Origin of the sequence: Ideonella sp. (genome assembly GCF_035254525.1) — a bacterium.
In the GTDB taxonomy this organism is placed as follows: Bacteria; Pseudomonadota; Gammaproteobacteria; order Burkholderiales; family Burkholderiaceae_C; genus Ideonella.
Map to the genome: position 1 here is coordinate 46,353 of NZ_DATFAN010000198.1, position 17,859 is coordinate 64,211.

A 17,859-nucleotide genomic window follows, 5' to 3' on the forward strand; every position below is an offset into this window, starting at 1 on the left:
AGCGCGGCCTGTCAGGGCAGGCCGTCCCAGCCGGTCAGCCGCTCGTCGGTGATGTCGCGGCTGACGCCGTCGAGCGCCGGGGCGTCGAGCCGGCGGCGCACGATGCCCAGCCCCTCGGCATACCAGACCGACTGCGTCGCGGTGATGGCCGGCGTGGCCTGGCCATCCTTGGACAAGATGACGCGGCCGGCGACGACGTGGTCGACGCGCACCGCGTGCTGCGTCGGCAACCCGTCCAGCGCCACGTCCTCGGCGCCGATCACGCGGCTGTACGCCGCGAGATCGAAGGTCTCGCCGCGACCGTCGCCATCGATGTCGTCCAGCGCACCGGGCATGCGCCGGTCGAAGACCACCACCTGGTCGTTCACGCGCACCGGCGATCGCAGCTCGATGGCGTTGGAGATGTCGGCCACCCCGTCGCCGTCGAGATCCTCCGGATCGGGTTGGACGACGTTGCCGTTGACGATGGCGACGTGGACACTGGCGGCGCCACCATTGAAGGTGTTGGTGGCCGCCTCGAGGACACCCGGCGACGCGGAGGCGTGCGTCACGGTGTTGATGTAGGCCACGTTGCCGGGGTCCGTGCCGGCGTACTGCCAGCTCGCGCCGGGCACCAGCGGGCGCAGCACCGCAGCGTCGGCGTACAGCGTCGCGCCGGGCGCCGGGGCGGTGGGCACGAGGCCGCTGGTGTTCGGGCCGTCATCGCCCCCGCCGCCGCAGCCGGCGAGCAGGCCGGCCAGCAGCGCGGCAGCCAGCATGGTGCGCAGGTCCACCCGGGACTGCGCCTGTCGATTCACCCTCATCATCAACTCCCGTCGTGGTTGGCTGGAACCACTCTAGCCAAGCGAATGCCGCCTCGTGCCGCGCGACATGCGCGGCGTTTGATGGCCGTCAGCCGCGCGCCTGGTCGAGCAATCGCCAGAAGCGCGCGTCCTGCGAAGTCGCGAAGTTGATGCGCATCAGCGTGCTCGGCCGCCGCGTCGCATGGAACAGGTGGCCGGGCGCGAGCAGCCAGCCCTGGTCGAGCAGGGCTTGCGCGAGCGGCTCGGTGTCGACGCCGGTGTCGACCCAGCCGAACAGGCCCTGCGGCGGCGTGACGAAGCGGCAGCCGTGCGCCTGGGCGAGCTGCACGCTGCGGTGGCGCGCCGCGTCGAGCCGCGTGACCACGCGCTCGGCATGGCGGCGCAGGCTGCCCTGCTCGAGGCAGTGCGCGACGGCCTGCTCGAGCACTGCCGGCGTGGTCAGCGTCGACAACAGCTTCACGTCGATCAGCCGCTCGACGAGCGCAGGCGGCGCGGCCACGTAGCCCACACGCCAGCTCGGCGTGAGGATCTTCGAGAAGCCGCTGACGTACAGCGTGCGCTGCAGCCCGTCCAGCGCGGCCAGCCGAGGCAGGTGGGCCGGCGCGAGGTGGGCATAGGTGTCGTCCTCGACGATGCGGAAGTCGTGCGCCTCGGCAAGCTTGAGCACCTGGTGCGCCTGCGCGAGCGTCAGCGAATGGCCGGTCGGGTTGTGCAGCACCGAGACGGTTACGTACAGCCGCGGCCGGTGCTCGCGCGCCAGCGTGGCCATGACGTCCAGGTCCGGCCCGTCGGTGCCGCGCGGCACGGGCAGCAGGCGCATGCCGAGCTGCGTCAGGCGCGCGTACTCGACCGCCCAGCCCGGCTCGTCGACCAACACCGCGTCGCCCGGGCTGAGCAGCGCCCGCGAGACGATGTCCAGCGCGTGCGTCGCGCCGGTGGCGGTGACGATCTGCGCCGCCCGGGCGCGCACGCCGAAGTCTTCCAGCCTGCTGGCCAGCGCCTCGCGCAGCCGCATGTCGCCGGCCGGCTGGCCGTATTGCAGCGCGAGCGCGGCGTCGCCGTGGGCCAGCACGCGGCGCAGCGCGCTGGCCAGCAGCGGCAGGTCCAGCCAGTCGGGCGGCAGCGTGCCCAGCCCCGGCGCGGGCCGGTCGCTCGGGCCGTGGAACATGCCGCGGATCAGTGCGGTGGCGTCCACCGGCGCCACCCGCTGCGGCGCCGCCTTGGCGGACGGCCCCTCGGCACCGGCGACCGTCGGCAGCCCGCGCGCGGCCTCGCGCACGAAGAAGCCGCGCTGCCGGCGCGCCTCGACCAGGCCTTGCGCCAGCAGCTGGTCGTAGGCCGCGACGACGGTGTGCGGGCTGACGCCGTGCCGCCGCGCGCATTCGCGCACCGAAGGCAGGCGCGCGCCTGGCGCCAGCAGGCGCTGGCGGATGCGCTCGCCGAACTGCGCGGCGAGCTGCTCGGTCAGCGTGGCGCCGGCGGCGCGCGTGAGCGCAAAGGCATCGGGGGCGTTCATGGCTGTGTCGGCAAGGTGAACGATACAGATCGGCGGGCTGCGCCGCATTTCTGTACCGGTACTGTACTGGTCACGGCCCTAGACTGTCCACATGACCAGCCTCACCCGCCCCGCCATCCCGCCGCGGGCCGCCGACGCCTCGGCGGCGCAGCGCGGCCTGTGGCTGGGCGCGCTGGGAGTCGCGATCTTCGCGCTGACCTTTCCGATGACGAGGCTCGCGGTCGGTCCGGCCGAGGCGCCGCAGTTGCCGCCGGGCTTCGTCACCGCCGGCCGCGCGGCCGGCGCCGGGCTGTTGAGCCTGGCCTACCTGCTCGCCACCCGCGCGCCGTGGCCGCAGCGGCGCCACCTGCCGACCCTGGCGCTGAGCGCGCTCGGCACGGTGATCGGCTTTCCGCTCGGCATCGCGCTCGCGCTGCGCGAGGTGCCGGCGATGCATGCCGCGGTCGTCACCGGCATCCTGCCCCTGGCCACGGCCGCGGTCGCGGCGGTCGCCCTGCGCCAGCGGGCGTCGGCCGGCTTCTGGGCCTGCGCGGTGCTGGGCTGCGCGCTGGTGCTGGGCTTTGCCGCGCATGAAGGCGGCGGCGCGTTGAGCGTTGCGGACGGCTGGCTGCTGTTGGCTGTCGCCAGCGCCGCCGGCGGTTATGTCGCCGGCGCGCGCCTGGCCACCGAGTGGCCGGCCGAGCAGGTGATCTCGTGGGTGCTGGTGCTGAGCCTGCCGCTCACGGCCCCGCTGGCCTGGGCCTGGTGGCCCGCCGCGCCGGCCTCGGCCTCGGCCTGGGGCGGCTTCGCCTACGTCACCGTGTTCTCGATGTGGCTCGGCTTCTTCGCCTGGTACCGCGCGCTCGCCCTGGGCGGCACGCTGCGCGTCAGCCAGGTGCAGCTGCTGCAGCCGTTTCTCGCGCTGCTGTTCGCGGTGCCGCTGCTCGGCGAAGCGCTCGAGCCCTCGACCCTCGTCTTCGCGCTCGCGGTGCTGGCCACCGTGGCCATCGGCCGCCGCCTGCCGGCGCACAATCCCCCGACCCGTTCCATCCCCACGAAGGAGACCACCCCATGACGCCACCCGGCCACACCCAGCCGACCAGTGCATGGCACCTGGCGCAACGCGCCGCCCGCATGAACCCGTCGATCATCCGCGAGATCCTGAAGGTCACCGAGCAGCCCGGCGTGCTGTCGCTGGCTGGCGGCCTGCCCTCGCCCGAGACCTTCCCGGTCGAGGCGATGCGCGAGGCCACTGCCAAGGTGCTCGCCGACACGCCGAAGGAAGCGCTGCAGTACGCCGCGAGCGAAGGCTTCGGCCCCTTGCGCGAATGGGTCGCCGAGGCACTCGGCCGCCAGGGCCAGCGCGTCGCGCCGGGCCAGGTGCTGATCACCACCGGCTCGCAGCAGGGCCTCGATCTGGTCGGCAAGGTGCTGGTCGATGCCGGCGCGCCGGTGGCCGTCGAGACGCCGACCTACCTGGGCGCGCTGCAGGCCTTCGCGCCGTACGAGCCGATCTTCCGCAGCTTGGCCAGCGACATGCACGGCCCGCTGCCCGAGGCGATCGAGCGGCTGCCGCACGACGCGCCGGGCACCCGCTTCGCCTACGTGCTGCCGAACTTCCAGAACCCGACCGGCCGCGTGATCCCCGAAGCGCGCCGCGTCGCCGTCATCGCCGCGGCGCAGAAGGCGCGCGTGCCGCTGGTCGAGGACAACCCCTACGGCGACCTGTGGTTCGACGAGGCCCCGCCGGCACCACTGGCCGCGCGCTGGCCCGAAGGTGTGGTCTACCTCGGCTCGTTCTCGAAGGTGCTCGCGCCGGGGCTGCGCCTGGGCTACCTGGTCGCGCCGAGCGAGCTCTACCCCAAGCTGCTGCAGGCCAAGCAGGCGGCCGACCTGCACACGCCGGGCTTCAACCAGCGCATCGTGTACGAGGTCATCAAGGGCGGCTTCCTCGACCAGCATGTGCCGACGATCCGCGCCCGCTACAAGGCCCAGCGCGATGCGATGGCCGCGGCGCTCGAGCAGCACCTGCCGGCCGGCAGCGAGTGGGCGGCGCCGCAGGGTGGCATGTTCTTCTGGGTCCGCCTGCCCGAGGGCTGCCATGCGATGGCGCTGCTCGAGCAAGCGGTGGCCGCGGGTGTGGCCTACGTGCCCGGCGAGGCTTTCTACGCCCACTCGCCGGACGTGCGCACGATGCGCCTGTCCTTCGTGACGCTGTCGCCCGACGAAATCCGCACCGCGGTCGCGGCGCTCGGCGGCGTGCTCAAGCGCCATCTCAACGAAGAACTGGAAGAGGTCACGCCCTGATGAGCACGACGCGCCGGTTCAGCCAGCTCGATGTCTTCACCGCCACGCCGCTCAAGGGCAACCCGCTGGCTGTCGTGCACGACGCCGACGGCCTGTCCGACGCCGAGATGGCCGCCTTCGCGCGCTGGACGAACCTGAGCGAGACGACCTTCCTGCTGCCGCCCACCGACGCGCGCGCCGACTACCGGGTGCGCATCTTCACACCCGGCGGCGAACTGCCGTTTGCCGGCCACCCGACGCTCGGCAGCTGCCACGCGTGGCTGGCCGCGGGCGGTGTACCGAAGCAGGCGGGCCAGATCGTGCAGCAGTGCGGTGTCGGGCTGGTGACGGTACGGCGTGACGGCACGCGGCTGGCCTTCGCCGCGCCGCCGCTGAAGCGCGAGCCGGTCGACGATGGGCTGCTGGCCCAGGTGGTCGATGCGCTCGGCCTGCCGCCGGCCGACCTGCTGGCCGCCTGCTGGCTCGACAACGGCCCGAAGTGGCTCGGGCTGCGCGTGGCGAATGCCTCGCGCGTCCGCGCGCTGGCCCCTGACCATGGCCGCTTGAAGGCGCTTGCCAAGGTCGGCCTGGTTGCCGCGCAGGATGTCGACGGCGCGGCCGGCACCCAGTTCGAGGTGCGCGGTTTTGCCGCACCGATCGGCGTCGAGGAAGACCCGGTCACCGGCAGCCTGAACGCCAGCCTGGCGCAGTGGCTGATCGGTGAAGGCGTCGCGCCGCCGGCCTACACCGCCGCGCAGGGCACGGCCATGGGGCGCGCCGGACGCGTGCATGTGCAGCGCGACGGCGACACCGTCTGGGTCGGTGGCGACGTGGCGCCGTGCATCAGCGGCCAGGTGCTGCTGTGACGCGACGTCGGGCCGGCTTCACGCCGCCGCGCATCGCGCCTACAGTCGACGTCCACCCTAACCACCGAAAGACCCTGCCATGCCGCGATTCCTGACCTCGACCGCGCCTGCCGTGCTCGCCCTGCTGCTGGCGGCCTGTGCCTCGCCCGACAAGGGCCACGACCACGGCCCGGGCGGAATGATGGGTGGCGACGGTGGCATGGGGATGATGAAGGGCCGCGTGGCGGTCGCCACGCTGACGCCGACCCAGGGCAACAATGTGCGCGGCCTGGTCGTGTACCACCAGATGGGCGATGGCAGCCTGATGATGCACGCGCAGATCACCGGCCTGAAGCCCGGCGCCGAACACGGCTTCCACGTGCACGAGAAGGGCGATTGCGCGAGCACCGACGGCACCAGCGCCGGCGGCCACTTCAACCCCGATGGCAAGCCGCACGGGCCGCAGAGTGCCGCCCACCATGCGGGCGACATGCCCGCGCTGAAAGCCGATGCGAACGGCGTGGTCGACCTGAAGACGACGCTGACCGGGCCCACCGTCACCGCCGGCCCGGCCAGCCTGGTCGGGCGCGCAGTGATCGTGCACGCCAACCCCGACGACTACGCCACCCAACCCACCGGCAACTCAGGTGCGCGCATCGCCTGCGGCGTGATCGCAGGATATTGACGACGCCCCGCCGATGAGCCCACCACCGACCGAAGAACTGTTCCGTGACGATGCCAACCTCGTCGAGTGCACTGCGGTGGTGACGGCGGTCGACGGTGGCGCGGTCCAGCTCGACCGCACGGTGTTCTATCCGCAAGGGGGCGGCCAGGCGGGTGATGCCGGCGTGCTGCGGCTGGCCGACGGGCGCATGCTGGCGGTGGCCGATACGCGCAAGGGCACCGAGCCGGGGCAGATCGTGCATGTTCTGGCCGACCCGGACGACGCCACCACGCTGGTGCCGGGTCAGGCGGTGACCGCCCGCATCGACAGCGCGCGGCGCCAAGCCCACCGGCGCTTCCACACCGCGACGCACCTGTTGTGCGCGCTGGTGCCGCACCCGGTGGACGGCTGCTCGATCACCGCGCAATACGCGCGACTCGACTTCCACATGACCGATCCGCTCGACAAGCAGGACCTGACCGAGGGCATCGCCCGCCTCGTGGCCGCGGCGCATCCGGTGACGACGCGCTGGATCAGCGATGCCGAGCTCGACGCCAGCCCGCAGCTCGTGCGCAGCATGAGCGTGCAGCCCCCGCGCGGCTCCGGCCGGGTGCGCCTGGTCGAGGTCCAGGGCGTCGACCTGCAACCCTGCGGTGGCACGCACGTCGACAACACCGCGGACATCGGCGCGGTGGTGGTGACCAAGATCGAGAAGAAGTCGGCCCGGACGCGCCGCGTGGTGCTCGGGTTCGCCTGAAGCAGGGCCGGGCACGTGCCCTGCTCCTGACAGCGTGGTGACAGCATGACACACGCGGTGGTCGACGCCGTGGCCGTCCCACCGTACATTGCGTTTTCCGCCGCCACGCATCGCGCCCCATGCAACAGCTGCCGCCCGATGATCGACGCTTCGCTTCACGTGCCGCGCTGGCCCAGCGGCTGCGGGCGGTGCGCGCCCACAGCCTGGCGCTGGCCGAGCCGCTGTCGCCGGAAGACCAGGGCGCACAGTCGATGCCCGATGCCAGCCCGACCAAATGGCACCTGGCGCACACCAGCTGGTTCTTCGAGGCGGTCGTGCTGCAGGCTTTCCAGCCCGGCTACGGGCCCTTCGACGCCCGCTTCGGCCGGCTGTTCAACTCCTACTACGAGAGCCTCGGCGCGCGCCACCCGCGGCCGCAGCGCGGCCTGCTGACGCGCCCGGCGCTGCCCGAGGTGCTGGCCTACCGGGCCCATGTCGATGCGGCGCTTCAGGCGCTCGTCCGGGATGCCGATGCCGACACCTGGCTGCGGGCCGCGCCGCTGGTCGAGATCGGCCTGCAGCACGAGCAGCAGCACCAGGAGCTGATCCTCACCGACATCCTGCATCTGCTGTCGCAGAACCCGCTCGCGCCCGCCTACCGCCCGCCGACCGCCCCCATGCCCCACGAGGCCGCACACGGCGATGCCGGCTGGTGGGAATGCGGTGGCGGCGAGGTCGAGATCGGCCACGACGCGCGCGAGGGCTTCGGCTTCGACAACGAGGGCCCGCGCCACCTCGTGCGGCTGGCGCCCTTCGCGCTGGCGCGCGCGCTGGTGACCAACCGCGACTGGCAGGCCTTCATCGACGATGGCGGCTACCGCCGGCCGGAGCTGTGGCTGTCCGACGGCTGGGCGACGGTGCAGGCCCAGGGCTGGCAGGCACCGCTGTACTGGCGCGAAGGCGGCCAGGCGTTCACGCTGCACGGCGAGCAGCCGCGCCGGCCCGAGGCGCCGGTGTGCCACCTCAGCTTCTACGAGGCCGCCGCCTTCGCCGCCTGGGCCGGCGCGCGGCTGCCGACCGAGTTCGAGTGGGAGGCTGCGGCGCGCGCCTGGGGTGTCGCGGCACCCGCTGGCGCCTCGCCGCCGGGGCCGCTGGAGCCGCCGGCGCGGCGCAGCAGCGGCGACCTGCAGTGCTTCGGCGCGGCCTGGCAATGGACACGCTCGTCCTACGACCCGTATCCGCGCTTCAAGCCCTGGCCCGGCACCACATCGGAGTACAACGGCAAGTTCATGGTCGGCCAGCTGGTGCTGCGCGGCAGCAGCTGCGCCACGCCGCCGGGCCACGGCCGCGCGAGCTACCGCAACTTCTTCCCGCCATCGGCGCGCTGGCAGTTCAGCGGTCTGCGCCTGGCCCGCGATCTGGATCTGTAGAGGGAGGCCATGAAACCATCGCCCGACACCTGCGCCAGCGAGTTCGCCCATGCGATGCAGCAGGCCTTCGCGCAGCGCCCGCACCACATCGCGCCGAAGTGGTTCTACGACGCCGAGGGCTCACGCCTGTTCGACGCGATCTGCGAGCTGCCCGAGTACTACCCGACCCGCACCGAGCTCGCACTGCTGGATCGGCACGGGCCCGAGATCGCGCGCCACATCGGTCCGGGCGCCGAGCTGGTCGAATTCGGCGCCGGCAGCCTGCGCAAGGTGCGCCTGCTGCTGGACGCGCTGGAGCGGCCGGCGAGCCTGCTGCCGATCGACATCTCGGCCGAGCACCTGTGGGCCAGCGCGGCCGAGTTGCGGCGTGAGCGGCCGGGGCTCGCGGTGCACCCGCTGGCGGTCGACTTCACGCGCGAGTTCGTGCTGCCGCCGGCCCACGGGCCGCGTGTCGGCTTCTTTCCCGGCAGTTCGATCGGCAACTTCGAGCCGGGCGAAGCGGGTGCGCTGCTGGCGCGCATGGTGCACTGGCTCGACGGCGGCCTGCTGATCGGCGTCGACCTGGTCAAGGACCCCGACCTGCTGCATGCGGCCTACAACGATGCGCGCGGCGTCACCGCGCGCTTCAACCTGAACCTGCTGGCGCGCGCCAACGCCGAGCTGGGCGCCAATTTCCAGCTGGCGCGCTGGGCCCACAGCGCCTTCTACCACCCGCCGCTGCAGCGCATCGAGATGCACCTCATCAGCCGCTGCGATCAGGTGGTGCAGTTGTGCGGCCAGTCCTTCCCGGTGGCCGAGGGCGAGAGCCTGCACACCGAGAACTCCTACAAGTACACCGTGGCCGGCTTCCAGCGCCTGGCGCAGCGGGCCGGCTTCCACCCCGAGGCGGTCTGGGTCGACGCGCGGCGCTGGTTCGCGCTGCACTGGCTGCGCCCGGCTCACTCCTTGCGATAGTTGTCGTGGCAGGCCTTGCAGCTCTTGCCGACGTCGCCGACGGCGATCTTGATCTGATCCAGGCTGCCGGTCCTGGCCGCGGCGTTGAGCTTGACGACCTCGTCCTGCATCCTGGTCGTCGCGTTCTTGAACTTGTCCGGCTCGCTCCAGATCTCGGGCTTGGCCTTGGTCTCGCCGCTGGCCGTGCCTTCGACGAAGCCCGCGAAGGGCAGCTTGGACATCATCACGACGATGTCGGCGTTGCCCTGCGCGGCGGTGGCGTCGAACGGCGCCTTGCCGTTGGCCATCGCGGCGATGCGGCCGAAGTGGTTGGCCATCACCGTCATCGCGGCTTTGCGGTACTTGATCGCGTCTTCGGGTTTCTGGAACTGGGCGGCGGCGGGCAAGGCGGTGGCCAGGCCGGCGGCCGCGACGGTGACCAGGGCGAGACGTTTCATGCAGATCCTCCAGCGGGTTGAAGTGGCCCCCGTGTACGGTGCACTTGCCGCGCCTATTCCACCGCCGGTGGAAACCCCGGGCGGTCTGGATTCGCCGGCGGCGTGCGGGTATGGTGGCGGGCCATGCCTGCCATCACCGCTTCGCCTGCGCTCGTCCCGACCCGCGTCTGGGACCTGCCGACACGGGTGTTCCACACGCTGCTCGCGGCCTGCGTGATCGGGCTGGTGATCACCGGCAAGCTCGGCGGCAATGCGCTGGCCTGGCACATGCGGTTCGGGCTGACGGTCGGCGCGCTGCTCGCCTTCCGCCTGCTGTGGGGCCTGATCGGCGGCCACTGGTCGCGTTTTGCGAATTTCGTGTATTCACCGCCGGCCGTGCTTCGCTATCTGCGCGGGGTGCCGCAGCCGCACGAGCACTTCGACGCGGGCCACAACCCGCTGGGCAGTCTGTCGGTCCTCGCGCTGCTGACGGTGCTCGCGCTGCAGGTCACGACCGGGCTCGTCGCCGACGACGAGATCGCCACCACCGGGCCGCTGAACCGCTTCGTCAGCAGCGCCACCGCGAGCCTGGCCACCGGCTGGCACAAAGGTTACGGCCAGGGCCTGGTCATCAGTCTGGTCGCACTGCACCTGGCCGCGATCGCCTGGTACGTCGGCCGCAAGAAGCAGGCGCTGCTGCGCCCGATGTGGCAGGGCGACAAGCCGCTGCCGCCCGGCACGCCCGCCAGCGCCGACACCGGCGGCACGCGCGCGCTGGCGGCATTGCTGGCTGCCGTGTGTGGGGGGCTGGCGGTGTGGGTCGGCCGGCTTGGCTAGACTCGGTTCCCCGCCACTGATTCCTGCGCACCCTGCCTGCCCACCCCGGCATGCCCACCCCCGAGATACGGCTGCTGACGCCGGACACCCCCGAGACGCTCGATGCCGCGCGCGCCATCCTGCGCGAGTACGCCGAGTCGCTCGGCATCGACCTGGGTTTCCAGGGCTTCGAGGCCGAGCTGGATACGCTGCCGGGCGACTACGCGGCCCCCGCCGGCACGCTGCTGCTGGCCTTCGTCGATGGCGAGTTGGCCGGCTGCGGCGCGATGCGGCCGCTGGCCGACGCGGACTATGCGAACGCCTGCGAGATGAAGCGGCTGTACGTTCGGCGGGCCTTTCGGCGCTTCGGCCTGGGCCGGCTGCTGGCCCAGGCCCTGCTCGACGCGGCCGTGCAGGCGGGCTACTCGGTGATGCTGCTCGACACGCTGGACGACATGGAAGCCGCGCGCGAGCTCTACGCCTCGCTGGGCTTCGAAGAGATCCCGCCGTACTACTACAACCCCATTGCGGGGGCGCACTACCTCAAGGCTGACCTGGGCTGAGCAGACTGGCCGCGAGGCACAGATCCTCCCAGGCCTTGGCCTTGTCCATCGGCTGGCGCAGCAGGTAGGCGGGGTGGTAGGTCACGACCAGCGGCACGCCCTGGTAGTGATGCACGCGGCCGCGCAGCCGGCCGATCGCCTCGTCCGAGCGCAGCAAGGCCTGCACCGCGAACCGCCCCATCGCCACGATGACCCGCGGCTGCACCAACGCGAGCTGGCGCTGCAGGAAGGGCTCGCACTTCGCCAGCTCGGCGGGCTCGGGGTTGCGGTTGCGCGGCGGGCGGCACTTCAGCGTGTTGGCGATGTACACCTGCCGCTCGGGCGGGCCTTCGGCGCGCGACAGGCCGACAGCGCGCAGCATCGCGTCAAGCAACTGCCCGGCCGGGCCGACGAAGGGCTCGCCCTGGCGGTCTTCCTGCTCGCCCGGCGCCTCGCCGACGATCATCCAGTGCGCGCGCGGGTTGCCGACGCCGAACACCGTCTGCGTGCGGCTCTCGCACAGTGCGCAGGCCCGGCAGGTGCCGACGGCGGCGCGCAGCGCCGGCCAGTCCATCGTCGCCACCTCGCCGGCGGCCTCGCTCAGCACGTCGATGGCATGCGCGGCCGGGGCTGGGGCTGGCCCGTGGGGGACCGAAACGGCCGAAACGATAGGTGCGGCCGGTGCGGGCGGTGTGTCACGCGGCGCCACGGTCTCGGCAACGGGCGCCACGGCCTCCGGCTCGCCGGCCGGCGGCGCCCAGACGCTCAGGCCCATCGCGCGCAGCATCGCGCGCTGGCGTTCAGACCAGCCCATCGCCCGCCCGCTCCGTGGTGCCGTCGGTCGGCACGGCCCAGCGCATCACCAGCGCATCTTCGCGCTGGCCCCGCGCCGCCGGGTAGTAGCCCTTGCGCAGACCGACACGCTCGAAGCCCCACCGCTCGTAGAGTCGGCGCGCGCGCTCGTTGCTTTCGCGCACCTCGAGCCAGATCTGCGCCGCCCCCGCGGCGCGCGCGGTCTGGGCCAGATGGGACAGCAGCGCCCGCGCGTGGCCGCGCTGCTGGTGCGCCGGCGCGACGGTCAGGTTCAACAGGTGCAGCTCGTCGACACCGGGCATCGCCACGTAATAGCCGACCAACGCGTCCCCGGCCACCAGCAACTGGGCCAGGTAGCCCGCGGCCAGCGAATCGATGAAGTGGCCGCGCGTCCAGGGAAAGGGGTAGGCCTGCATCTCGACCGCCATCACGCGGTCCAGGTCGTTGACCGTCATCGCGCGCCAGGCCCATGCCGGCGTCACGGGTGCTGCGGGTGCGGCGGCCGCCTTCATCGCCCGGCCCCGCCGGCCGCCGCGGCCTTCGCTGCCTCGCGCTCTGCCGTCGTCGACGCGACCTTGTCGCGCAAGTAGACCGGCAGCGCCGCCGCCGCGGGCACGCCGCGCCCGGCGGCCCAGGCGCTGCAAGCCAGGCGCAGCAGTGCGGCGGCACGGTCGGCGGTGCGCGGCCACAGGCGAGCGGCGCCCCAGGGCAGGCGCGCGGCGAAGGCCTCGACCGCGCTGCCCGCCACCTGGCCCGGACCACCCTCGGCCTGCCAGCATGCGGCGAGCGCCTCGAGCGTGTACAGCGCCGGCGCCCGGCGCACCTGCCAGGCGCGGCCGTCGTGGCGGTATGCGGCCGCATAGGCCTCGTCCATGCGCGCGTCCATCACGACCCACAGCTCGAAGGCTTCCCCCGCATCGGGCCCGAGCGCCTGGGCGCGTGCATCCTCGGCGACGATGGCCAGGCTGTCGATCGGCAGCACCGGGCAGCCGATGCCGAAGGCCAGGCCCTGGGCCACCGCGACCGCAGTGCGCAGCCCGGTGAACGCGCCCGGCCCCTGGCCGAACGCGACTGCATCGAGCGCCGACGGTACCAGCCCGCGCTGCGCCAGCAGCTCCAGCGCGGTCGGAATCAGCCGTTCCGAAGCCAGCGCGCCGCCCTCGGCGTTGACCACCGAATGGACCGCGCCGTCGGCCAGGCCCACCGCCATCGACTCGGTGGCGGTGTCGAGCGCCAGCAGCTTCATGCCGGCAGCGCACCCTGCCGCACGACGGCAGGGCACCGGGCAGCAGGACGGGCGCAGGCGGGCATCGGCCAAGTGTAGCCGTGCGAACATCCACCCATGGGAAGCTTGCCTGCCTGCCGTCGCGGCCTGCGCACCCCGTGGCGAACTGCGCGCGGGGTGGCGTTCGGGGCCCTGTCCTGGCTGGCCGCGGCCTGCGCCGGGGCACAGCCGCTGCCGGCCGAGGTCGAGGCCGCCTTGCGCCAGGCCAGGCTGCCGGCATCGGCGCTGGCCGCGGTGGTGCAGGAGGTCGGCACCCCCGGGCCGGGTCTGCTGGCCTGGAACGAGCAACAGCCGGTCAACCCGGCCTCGCTGTTCAAGCTCGTGACGACCTTTGCCGCGCTGGACCAGCTCGGCCCCGCCTGGGCCTGGAGCACGCCGGTGTACTTCACCGGGGCGCTGCACGATGGCGTGCTCGACGGCTCGGTCGTGATCCAGGGCCGCGGCGACCCGAAACTGGTGCTGGAGCGTGTGTGGCTGCTGCTGCGCCGGCTGCAGCAGTCGGGCGTGCGCGAGATCCGCGGCGACATCGTGCTGGACCATTCGTTCTTCGCCCCGCCGTCGCGCGCGCCGGGCGACTTCGACAACGAGCCGTACAAGCCGCAGAACGTGCAGCCCGACGCGCTGCTGCTGAACTTCAAGTCGGTCGCCTACCGCTTCGTGCCCGAGCCGGCCGCGGGCGTCGCGCGCATCGGCACCGAGCCGGTGCTTGCCGGCCTGCGCGTCGACGCGCAGGTGCCGCTGGCCGACGGGCCCTGCAACGACTGGCGCGACGCGCTGAAACCGGAGTTCGCCGAGCCGACGCGGGTGCACTTTGCCGGCCGCTACCCACTGGCCTGCGGGGAGCGTGTCTGGCCCCTGGCGGCCGCCGACGCGGCGGGCTATGGCGTGCGGCTGGTCGCGCAGCTGTGGCGCGAGCTCGGCGGGCAACTCGGCGGCAGCGTGCGCGACGGCCCGACGCCGGCCGGCGCCCGGCTCGCTTTCGAACTCACGTCGCCGCCGCTGGCCGAGGTGGTGCGCGACATCAACAAGTTCAGCAACAACGTGATGGCCGAGCAGTTGTTCCTGAGCCTGGCCGCACCGGCGGCGGCGGCCTCTGCGGTGCCGGCGTCGCCCCCCGCATCCGCGGTGCCGCCGGCGGCCTCCGCGCCCGAGGCCGCCGCGTTGTCGCCCGCCGCGGTGGTGCCGCTGCCGGCTGCGATCTCCCCCGACGGTGCCCGCGCCGCGCTGCGCCGCTGGCTGGCCGGCCGCTTCGGCGAGACGGCCGCCGAGCAGACCGTGATCGACAACGGCTCGGGCCTGTCACGCGACACCCGCCTTAGCGCCGCGCTGCTGGCCCGGCTGCTGCAGGCGGCCTGGGCCGCCGGCGTGATGCCCGAGTTGATCAGCTCGCTGCCGATCACCGGCACCGACGGCACGCTGAAGCGATCGACCGCGACACCGGGCCGCGCGCACCTGAAAACCGGCTCGCTGCGCGACGTGGCGGCATTGGCCGGCTACGTGCTGTCGGACAGCGGCAAACGCTACGTGCTGGTCGCGATCGTCAACCATCCGCAGGCCGGGGCCGCGCGGCCGGCGCTCGACGCGCTGGTGCAATGGGCGATCCGCGATGCACCGGGCGGCCAGGGCTGTTGCCGGCGCGCCCAAAAGCAAACGGCGGCACCGTGACCGGCGCCGCCGTGCAGGAGCCGGGCCCCGGCCCGGAAGGGGTCAGAACCGGTAGCCGACCGCCACGCTGACCGCCAGCGGGTCGAGCTTGGTCTCGATCGACTGGCCGGTCGACAGGTGCGAGGTGGTCTTGATGAAGGACTTCGCGACCGTCAGGTCGGCGAACCAGTTGCGGTCGATCTTGACCGTCGCGCCGATCTGCGGCGTGATGCCCCAGGCGTCGTCGACCTCGACCAGCGTCGGGTCGCCGCCCGGGTTGGTCAGCGCCGTCAACGCGGCGCTGCCTTCTTCGCCGTAGAAGTAGCCGTAGGTCAGGCCGAGGCCGACGTACGGACGCACCATCGACTCCTTCTCGAGGAAGCGGTACTGCGCGAACAGCGTCGGCGAGACCTGCTTGGTGCTGCCGATCTTGCCCACGCCCTTGATCGCGCCATCACCAACGATGTCGTGCTCGTACGGCAGGCCCGCGTACAGCTCGAACGAGATGTTCGACGTGTACATGTAGGTCAGCGTCAGGATGGGCGCGCCGGCTTCCTTGACGTCGATCCTGGTGCCCGGAATGCTGGGCGCCGACAGGTCGCCGCTGCTGACTTCCGGGATGATCTGGTTGTAGCCGATCTTGACCAGCACGGTGCCGGCGTCCTGCGCCATCGCGGGGGTTGCGGCCAGGGCCAGGCCGCCGAAGGCGGCCGACACGAGCGCCGCAGTCGTGGATTTCTTCATGGTGGCAATGTCCTTGTTGCTCGGGTGCGCTGGGCTCACAGCCAGCCCTTCTTGGCCATCTCGGTCGTCACCAGCTGGGCGAGCAGCTTGTAGCCGTAGGGGGTGGGGTGCACCTCGTCGGCGTAAAACCAAGTCTCGCCGGCGCCGGTCACCAGCGTATCGGTGCTGCAGACCAGCGAGGTCGGCAGACCTTTCAACACGCCGTTCTCGCCGACGTCGCAGGCGTAGTTGGTCACGTTGGTCAGGCCATACTGGGTGGGGTGCGCCCCTTGATCACGGCTAACGGTGTAGGCGTCGACGAGCAGCACATGGTCTTCGGTGCCCGTCAGGCCCTCGGCGAGCGCGTCGTTGAACTTGGTGACCAGGCCCTGGATCAGCGCGCGGGTAACGTGATCGTCGGTCTCGGTGCCGGTATCGGCATCGGCACCCAGGTAGCGCGGCGTGCTGCTGAGGTCGGGCAGGTTGACGACCACCACGCGCTGAGCACCCTTGGCGACGATCTGGTCCTTGATGTAGCCAGCCAGTTCCGTGCCCGCAGCCTGCATGGAGGCATTCACCGCCGCCGTCGCGGTGGCGACATCGAGCCCTCCCGCCAGCATGCCCTTGAAGGTTGCGTCCTGCATGATGGCGTCATTGCCGCCGGCCATCACGGTCACCAAGTCGCCGGCCTCGAAAGTGCCGTTGGCGGTAGTTGCCAGATGGCGGGCGATCTGCTCGACGATCGGCTTGGTCAGCTGGCCCAGCGCCCCAGACGGATCACCCAGCGCCAGCAGCGCCACATTGCCCGGACCGACCGGGTCGGTGACCCGTGCGCCGCCTTGGGCATAGCTGTAGCAGCCTGCATGATTGACTTCGGGCACCGGCGGGAAGCCGACCAGTTCCTGGACGGTGTTCAGGCCGGTCTGCGCCGGACACAGCGCGTCGACGCCGGCCGTGCTGGCCAGAAGCTCGGTCCAGTTCACCGCGTCGCCGGTGTTGACCGTATAGCGGCCACCGCCCATCGCGGCCACGATTCCGGGCGCGACGTTGTAGCTGCCCACGTCGCTCAGGCTGTCGCCGAACGTGACCAGCTTGCCGTACGCGACGCGCACGGACTGGTCGCCCGCCCCGCCGCCGCTGCACGCCACCAACAGGGCAGCCGCAGCCGCCGCCACCCATGACGGATGAAATCTCTTCATGCCCACCTCGTTGACGAAAAAAATCGAACGACCGTTCGATTTAGTGGAGAAACTATACGAGGCGGATTTTGGCGCTCGCGCCGGGGCAAACCCTCTGTGTGGCGACGGGCTGACAGGTGCCGCGCGGTCAGCGCCGGGCCGCTCCCAAGCGGCCGCGCACCCTCCCGGAGGGTGTGCCGGTATTTCCGGCACCGGGTGTGCCTAGAACGGGTTGTTGCGCGCCCGGGTGATGGCTTGCACCCCGAGGTAGTTGTGCACCACCGCGGTCGGGTGGGTGGCGTCGGCCCAGAGGTAGCTCGAGACGGTGGGGGTGGGGTCGGCGGTGATGAGCGTGTTGTTGTTGCAGTCGGGCAGCGGAGCCTCTGCAGCGCAGACCGCCGTGTCGGTATTCACCATCCCGTAGGCCGCCGGCACGCGCACCATGCCGTGCATCAGGTCGTCCATCAACAGCAGGCCGATCTTGCTGCCATCGTTCGTCAGGCTGAGCCGCAGGCTGCGGTTGAAGGCCGCGCTCAGGCGCGAAAGGACGGCCGCCGCGACGTCGCCCTTTTCCAGGCTCTCGGCCTTGGCGAATGGCGTCTGGCCCATGTCGGGCGACGTGGCCACGAGCACGCGCGCGCCCGCCGCGGCGAGCTCGTTGACCTGGGCCGCCGCGCGTTCGCCGGCGGCCTCCACGCGAGCGATCAGGACGTCTTCGCTCTCGGCCGGATAGGACGCATACGCCTGCAGCACGTCGTTCATCCCGACCAGCACCGTCGCCATGTCGTCGGTCTCGATGCTGTCGCCGGACGAGAACGTGCGGATCTGCGTGGCCAGCTCGTCGGTGGTGGCGCCGGCGGCCGCCAGCATCTTGGCCTTCGGGTTCGCCACCGCGTCGGGGTTGCACTCGGCGAACACCATGCCGTACTGCGCCGCCAGGACCTGCACCCAGATCGGGTTGGCCTTGCACTGCAGCACGTCGTTCTCGTCGACCGAATTGGTGGTGTACTTGCGGCCGTCGGTGGTCAACACGTTCAATTCGTCGCCGAAGACGAGGATGCGGCCGGGCACAAAGGCGTCGACCGTGCTGGTGCCACCGCCGCAGGCCGCGAGCAGGCCGGCCGCCAGCGCGGCGGCCGCAGCAAGGCGCGTGGTACGGGTAGCCCGGCGGGCCTTCGGGGTCGGGATCATGCTCGGTTCCAGTTCGGTGATTCGTTCGGGGCGCGCGG

Annotated in this window: 19 protein-coding genes; 10 read left to right on the forward strand and 9 right to left on the reverse strand. The window is 72.1% G+C overall.

Translation table 11 applies throughout. The annotated features are described in order from the left end of the window. Positions 1-11 precede the first annotated feature (11 nt). Positions 12-803, reverse strand: coding sequence for a hypothetical protein (locus tag VJ693_RS21735; RefSeq protein WP_324157652.1), 792 nt, complete (start codon positions 801-803; stop codon positions 12-14). Positions 804-891: 88 nt separating this feature from the next. After that, on the reverse strand, positions 892-2,319 hold the full coding sequence (locus VJ693_RS21740) for a PLP-dependent aminotransferase family protein (protein ID WP_324157654.1): 1,428 nt from the start codon (positions 2,317-2,319) through the stop codon (positions 892-894). Between the two features lie 91 nt (positions 2,320-2,410). Here VJ693_RS21740 and VJ693_RS21745 point away from each other — a divergent pair, with 91 nt between their 5' ends. From VJ693_RS21745 to egtD, 7 genes are all read left to right on the forward strand, one after another. Then, positions 2,411-3,373, forward strand: a complete 963-nt coding sequence (locus VJ693_RS21745) for a DMT family transporter (RefSeq protein WP_324157656.1) — start codon at positions 2,411-2,413, stop codon at positions 3,371-3,373. Beyond that, positions 3,370-4,605, forward strand: coding sequence for a PLP-dependent aminotransferase family protein (locus VJ693_RS21750; RefSeq protein WP_324157658.1), 1,236 nt, complete (start codon positions 3,370-3,372; stop codon positions 4,603-4,605). Before VJ693_RS21745 ends, VJ693_RS21750 begins: the two co-directional genes overlap by 4 nt. Continuing rightward, the gene (locus VJ693_RS21755; protein ID WP_324157659.1) at positions 4,605-5,450 is read left to right on the forward strand and encodes a PhzF family phenazine biosynthesis protein; all 846 of its coding nucleotides are present in this window, start codon (positions 4,605-4,607) and stop codon (positions 5,448-5,450) included. The genes VJ693_RS21750 and VJ693_RS21755 overlap by 1 nt, the downstream gene beginning before the upstream one ends. A gap of 79 nt (positions 5,451-5,529) precedes the next feature. After that, a complete protein-coding gene (locus VJ693_RS21760; protein ID WP_324157661.1) occupies positions 5,530-6,114 on the forward strand; it encodes a superoxide dismutase family protein in 585 nt (194 codons plus the stop codon). A 13-nt stretch (positions 6,115-6,127) separates the two neighbouring features. Beyond that, positions 6,128-6,850, forward strand: coding sequence for an alanyl-tRNA editing protein (locus VJ693_RS21765; RefSeq protein WP_324157663.1), 723 nt, complete (start codon positions 6,128-6,130; stop codon positions 6,848-6,850). A gap of 119 nt (positions 6,851-6,969) precedes the next feature. Beyond that, a complete protein-coding gene (gene egtB / locus VJ693_RS21770; protein WP_324157665.1) occupies positions 6,970-8,259 on the forward strand; it encodes an ergothioneine biosynthesis protein EgtB in 1,290 nt (429 codons plus the stop codon). 9 nt (positions 8,260-8,268) lie between these two features. Then, positions 8,269-9,213 (forward strand): L-histidine N(alpha)-methyltransferase, encoded by a 945-nt coding sequence (egtD, locus tag VJ693_RS21775; protein ID WP_324157667.1) that lies wholly within the window; start codon positions 8,269-8,271, stop codon positions 9,211-9,213. On the opposite strand, the gene VJ693_RS21780 is transcribed toward egtD, so the two are convergent. Further along, positions 9,198-9,650 (reverse strand): cytochrome c, encoded by a 453-nt coding sequence (locus VJ693_RS21780; RefSeq protein ID WP_324157669.1) that lies wholly within the window; start codon positions 9,648-9,650, stop codon positions 9,198-9,200. The two genes, egtD and VJ693_RS21780, sit on opposite strands and share 16 nt — an antisense overlap. 123 nt (positions 9,651-9,773) lie before the next feature. On the opposite strand from VJ693_RS21780, the gene VJ693_RS21785 reads away from it, so the two are divergent. Then, positions 9,774-10,466, forward strand: a complete 693-nt coding sequence (locus tag VJ693_RS21785) for a cytochrome b/b6 domain-containing protein (protein WP_324157671.1) — start codon at positions 9,774-9,776, stop codon at positions 10,464-10,466. A gap of 50 nt (positions 10,467-10,516) precedes the next feature. After that, positions 10,517-11,008: a GNAT family N-acetyltransferase gene (locus VJ693_RS21790; protein WP_324157672.1), complete on the forward strand. Its 492-nt coding sequence runs from the start codon at positions 10,517-10,519 to the stop codon at positions 11,006-11,008. On the opposite strand, the gene VJ693_RS21795 is transcribed toward VJ693_RS21790, so the two are convergent. Genes VJ693_RS21795 through tsaB form a run of 3 tightly spaced genes read right to left on the reverse strand, consistent with a single transcriptional unit; the run spans position 10,989 to position 13,046 of the window. Then, on the reverse strand, positions 10,989-11,801 hold the full coding sequence (locus VJ693_RS21795) for a uracil-DNA glycosylase (RefSeq protein WP_324157674.1): 813 nt from the start codon (positions 11,799-11,801) through the stop codon (positions 10,989-10,991). The two genes, VJ693_RS21790 and VJ693_RS21795, sit on opposite strands and share 20 nt — an antisense overlap. Further along, positions 11,788-12,312: a ribosomal protein S18-alanine N-acetyltransferase gene (gene rimI / locus VJ693_RS21800; protein ID WP_414652340.1), complete on the reverse strand. Its 525-nt coding sequence runs from the start codon at positions 12,310-12,312 to the stop codon at positions 11,788-11,790. The genes VJ693_RS21795 and rimI overlap by 14 nt, the downstream gene beginning before the upstream one ends. Further along, positions 12,309-13,046, reverse strand: coding sequence for a tRNA (adenosine(37)-N6)-threonylcarbamoyltransferase complex dimerization subunit type 1 TsaB (gene tsaB / locus VJ693_RS21805; RefSeq protein ID WP_324157676.1), 738 nt, complete (start codon positions 13,044-13,046; stop codon positions 12,309-12,311). The genes rimI and tsaB overlap by 4 nt, the downstream gene beginning before the upstream one ends. 96 nt (positions 13,047-13,142) lie before the next feature. Between tsaB and VJ693_RS21810 the strand changes: the two genes are divergently transcribed. Next, complete coding sequence (locus VJ693_RS21810) at positions 13,143-14,750, forward strand: D-alanyl-D-alanine carboxypeptidase/D-alanyl-D-alanine-endopeptidase (RefSeq protein WP_414652341.1); 1,608 nt, start codon at positions 13,143-13,145, stop codon at positions 14,748-14,750. Positions 14,751-14,792: 42 nt separating this feature from the next. Here VJ693_RS21810 and VJ693_RS21815 read toward each other — a convergent pair whose 3' ends face one another. From VJ693_RS21815 to VJ693_RS21825, 3 genes are all read right to left on the reverse strand, one after another. Then, the gene (locus tag VJ693_RS21815) at positions 14,793-15,473 is read right to left on the reverse strand and encodes an OmpW/AlkL family protein (protein ID WP_324157680.1); all 681 of its coding nucleotides are present in this window, start codon (positions 15,471-15,473) and stop codon (positions 14,793-14,795) included. 35 nt (positions 15,474-15,508) lie between these two features. Next, complete coding sequence (locus VJ693_RS21820; protein ID WP_324157682.1) at positions 15,509-16,651, reverse strand: SGNH/GDSL hydrolase family protein; 1,143 nt, start codon at positions 16,649-16,651, stop codon at positions 15,509-15,511. A 201-nt stretch (positions 16,652-16,852) separates the two neighbouring features. After that, complete coding sequence (locus tag VJ693_RS21825; protein ID WP_324157684.1) at positions 16,853-17,821, reverse strand: SGNH/GDSL hydrolase family protein; 969 nt, start codon at positions 17,819-17,821, stop codon at positions 16,853-16,855. Between the last annotated feature and the right edge of the window lie 38 nt (positions 17,822-17,859).

Bases quoted from the DNA above. Each gene is read 5' to 3' on its own strand.
- VJ693_RS21820 (WP_324157682.1), bottom strand. From the start codon at position 16,651: ATGAAGAGATTTCATCCGTCATGGGTGGCGGCGGCTGCGGCTGCCCTG.
- VJ693_RS21825 (WP_324157684.1), bottom strand. From the start codon at position 17,821: ATGATCCCGACCCCGAAGGCCCGCCGGGCTACCCGTACCACGCGCCTT.
- VJ693_RS21755 (WP_324157659.1), top strand. From the start codon at position 4,605: ATGAGCACGACGCGCCGGTTCAGCCAGCTCGATGTCTTCACCGCCACG.
- VJ693_RS21740 (WP_324157654.1), bottom strand. From the start codon at position 2,319: ATGAACGCCCCCGATGCCTTTGCGCTCACGCGCGCCGCCGGCGCCACG.
- VJ693_RS21760 (WP_324157661.1), top strand. From the start codon at position 5,530: ATGCCGCGATTCCTGACCTCGACCGCGCCTGCCGTGCTCGCCCTGCTG.
- VJ693_RS21745 (WP_324157656.1), top strand. From the start codon at position 2,411: ATGACCAGCCTCACCCGCCCCGCCATCCCGCCGCGGGCCGCCGACGCC.
- egtB (WP_324157665.1), top strand. From the start codon at position 6,970: ATGCAACAGCTGCCGCCCGATGATCGACGCTTCGCTTCACGTGCCGCG.
- VJ693_RS21785 (WP_324157671.1), top strand. From the start codon at position 9,774: ATGCCTGCCATCACCGCTTCGCCTGCGCTCGTCCCGACCCGCGTCTGG.
- VJ693_RS21810 (WP_414652341.1), top strand. From the start codon at position 13,143: ATGGGAAGCTTGCCTGCCTGCCGTCGCGGCCTGCGCACCCCGTGGCGA.
- rimI (WP_414652340.1), bottom strand. From the start codon at position 12,312: ATGAAGGCGGCCGCCGCACCCGCAGCACCCGTGACGCCGGCATGGGCC.
- VJ693_RS21750 (WP_324157658.1), top strand. From the start codon at position 3,370: ATGACGCCACCCGGCCACACCCAGCCGACCAGTGCATGGCACCTGGCG.
- egtD (WP_324157667.1), top strand. From the start codon at position 8,269: ATGAAACCATCGCCCGACACCTGCGCCAGCGAGTTCGCCCATGCGATG.
- VJ693_RS21790 (WP_324157672.1), top strand. From the start codon at position 10,517: ATGCCCACCCCCGAGATACGGCTGCTGACGCCGGACACCCCCGAGACG.
- VJ693_RS21765 (WP_324157663.1), top strand. From the start codon at position 6,128: ATGAGCCCACCACCGACCGAAGAACTGTTCCGTGACGATGCCAACCTC.
- VJ693_RS21795 (WP_324157674.1), bottom strand. From the start codon at position 11,801: ATGGGCTGGTCTGAACGCCAGCGCGCGATGCTGCGCGCGATGGGCCTG.
- tsaB (WP_324157676.1), bottom strand. From the start codon at position 13,046: ATGAAGCTGCTGGCGCTCGACACCGCCACCGAGTCGATGGCGGTGGGC.
- VJ693_RS21780 (WP_324157669.1), bottom strand. From the start codon at position 9,650: ATGAAACGTCTCGCCCTGGTCACCGTCGCGGCCGCCGGCCTGGCCACC.
- VJ693_RS21735 (WP_324157652.1), bottom strand. From the start codon at position 803: ATGAGGGTGAATCGACAGGCGCAGTCCCGGGTGGACCTGCGCACCATG.
- VJ693_RS21815 (WP_324157680.1), bottom strand. From the start codon at position 15,473: ATGAAGAAATCCACGACTGCGGCGCTCGTGTCGGCCGCCTTCGGCGGC.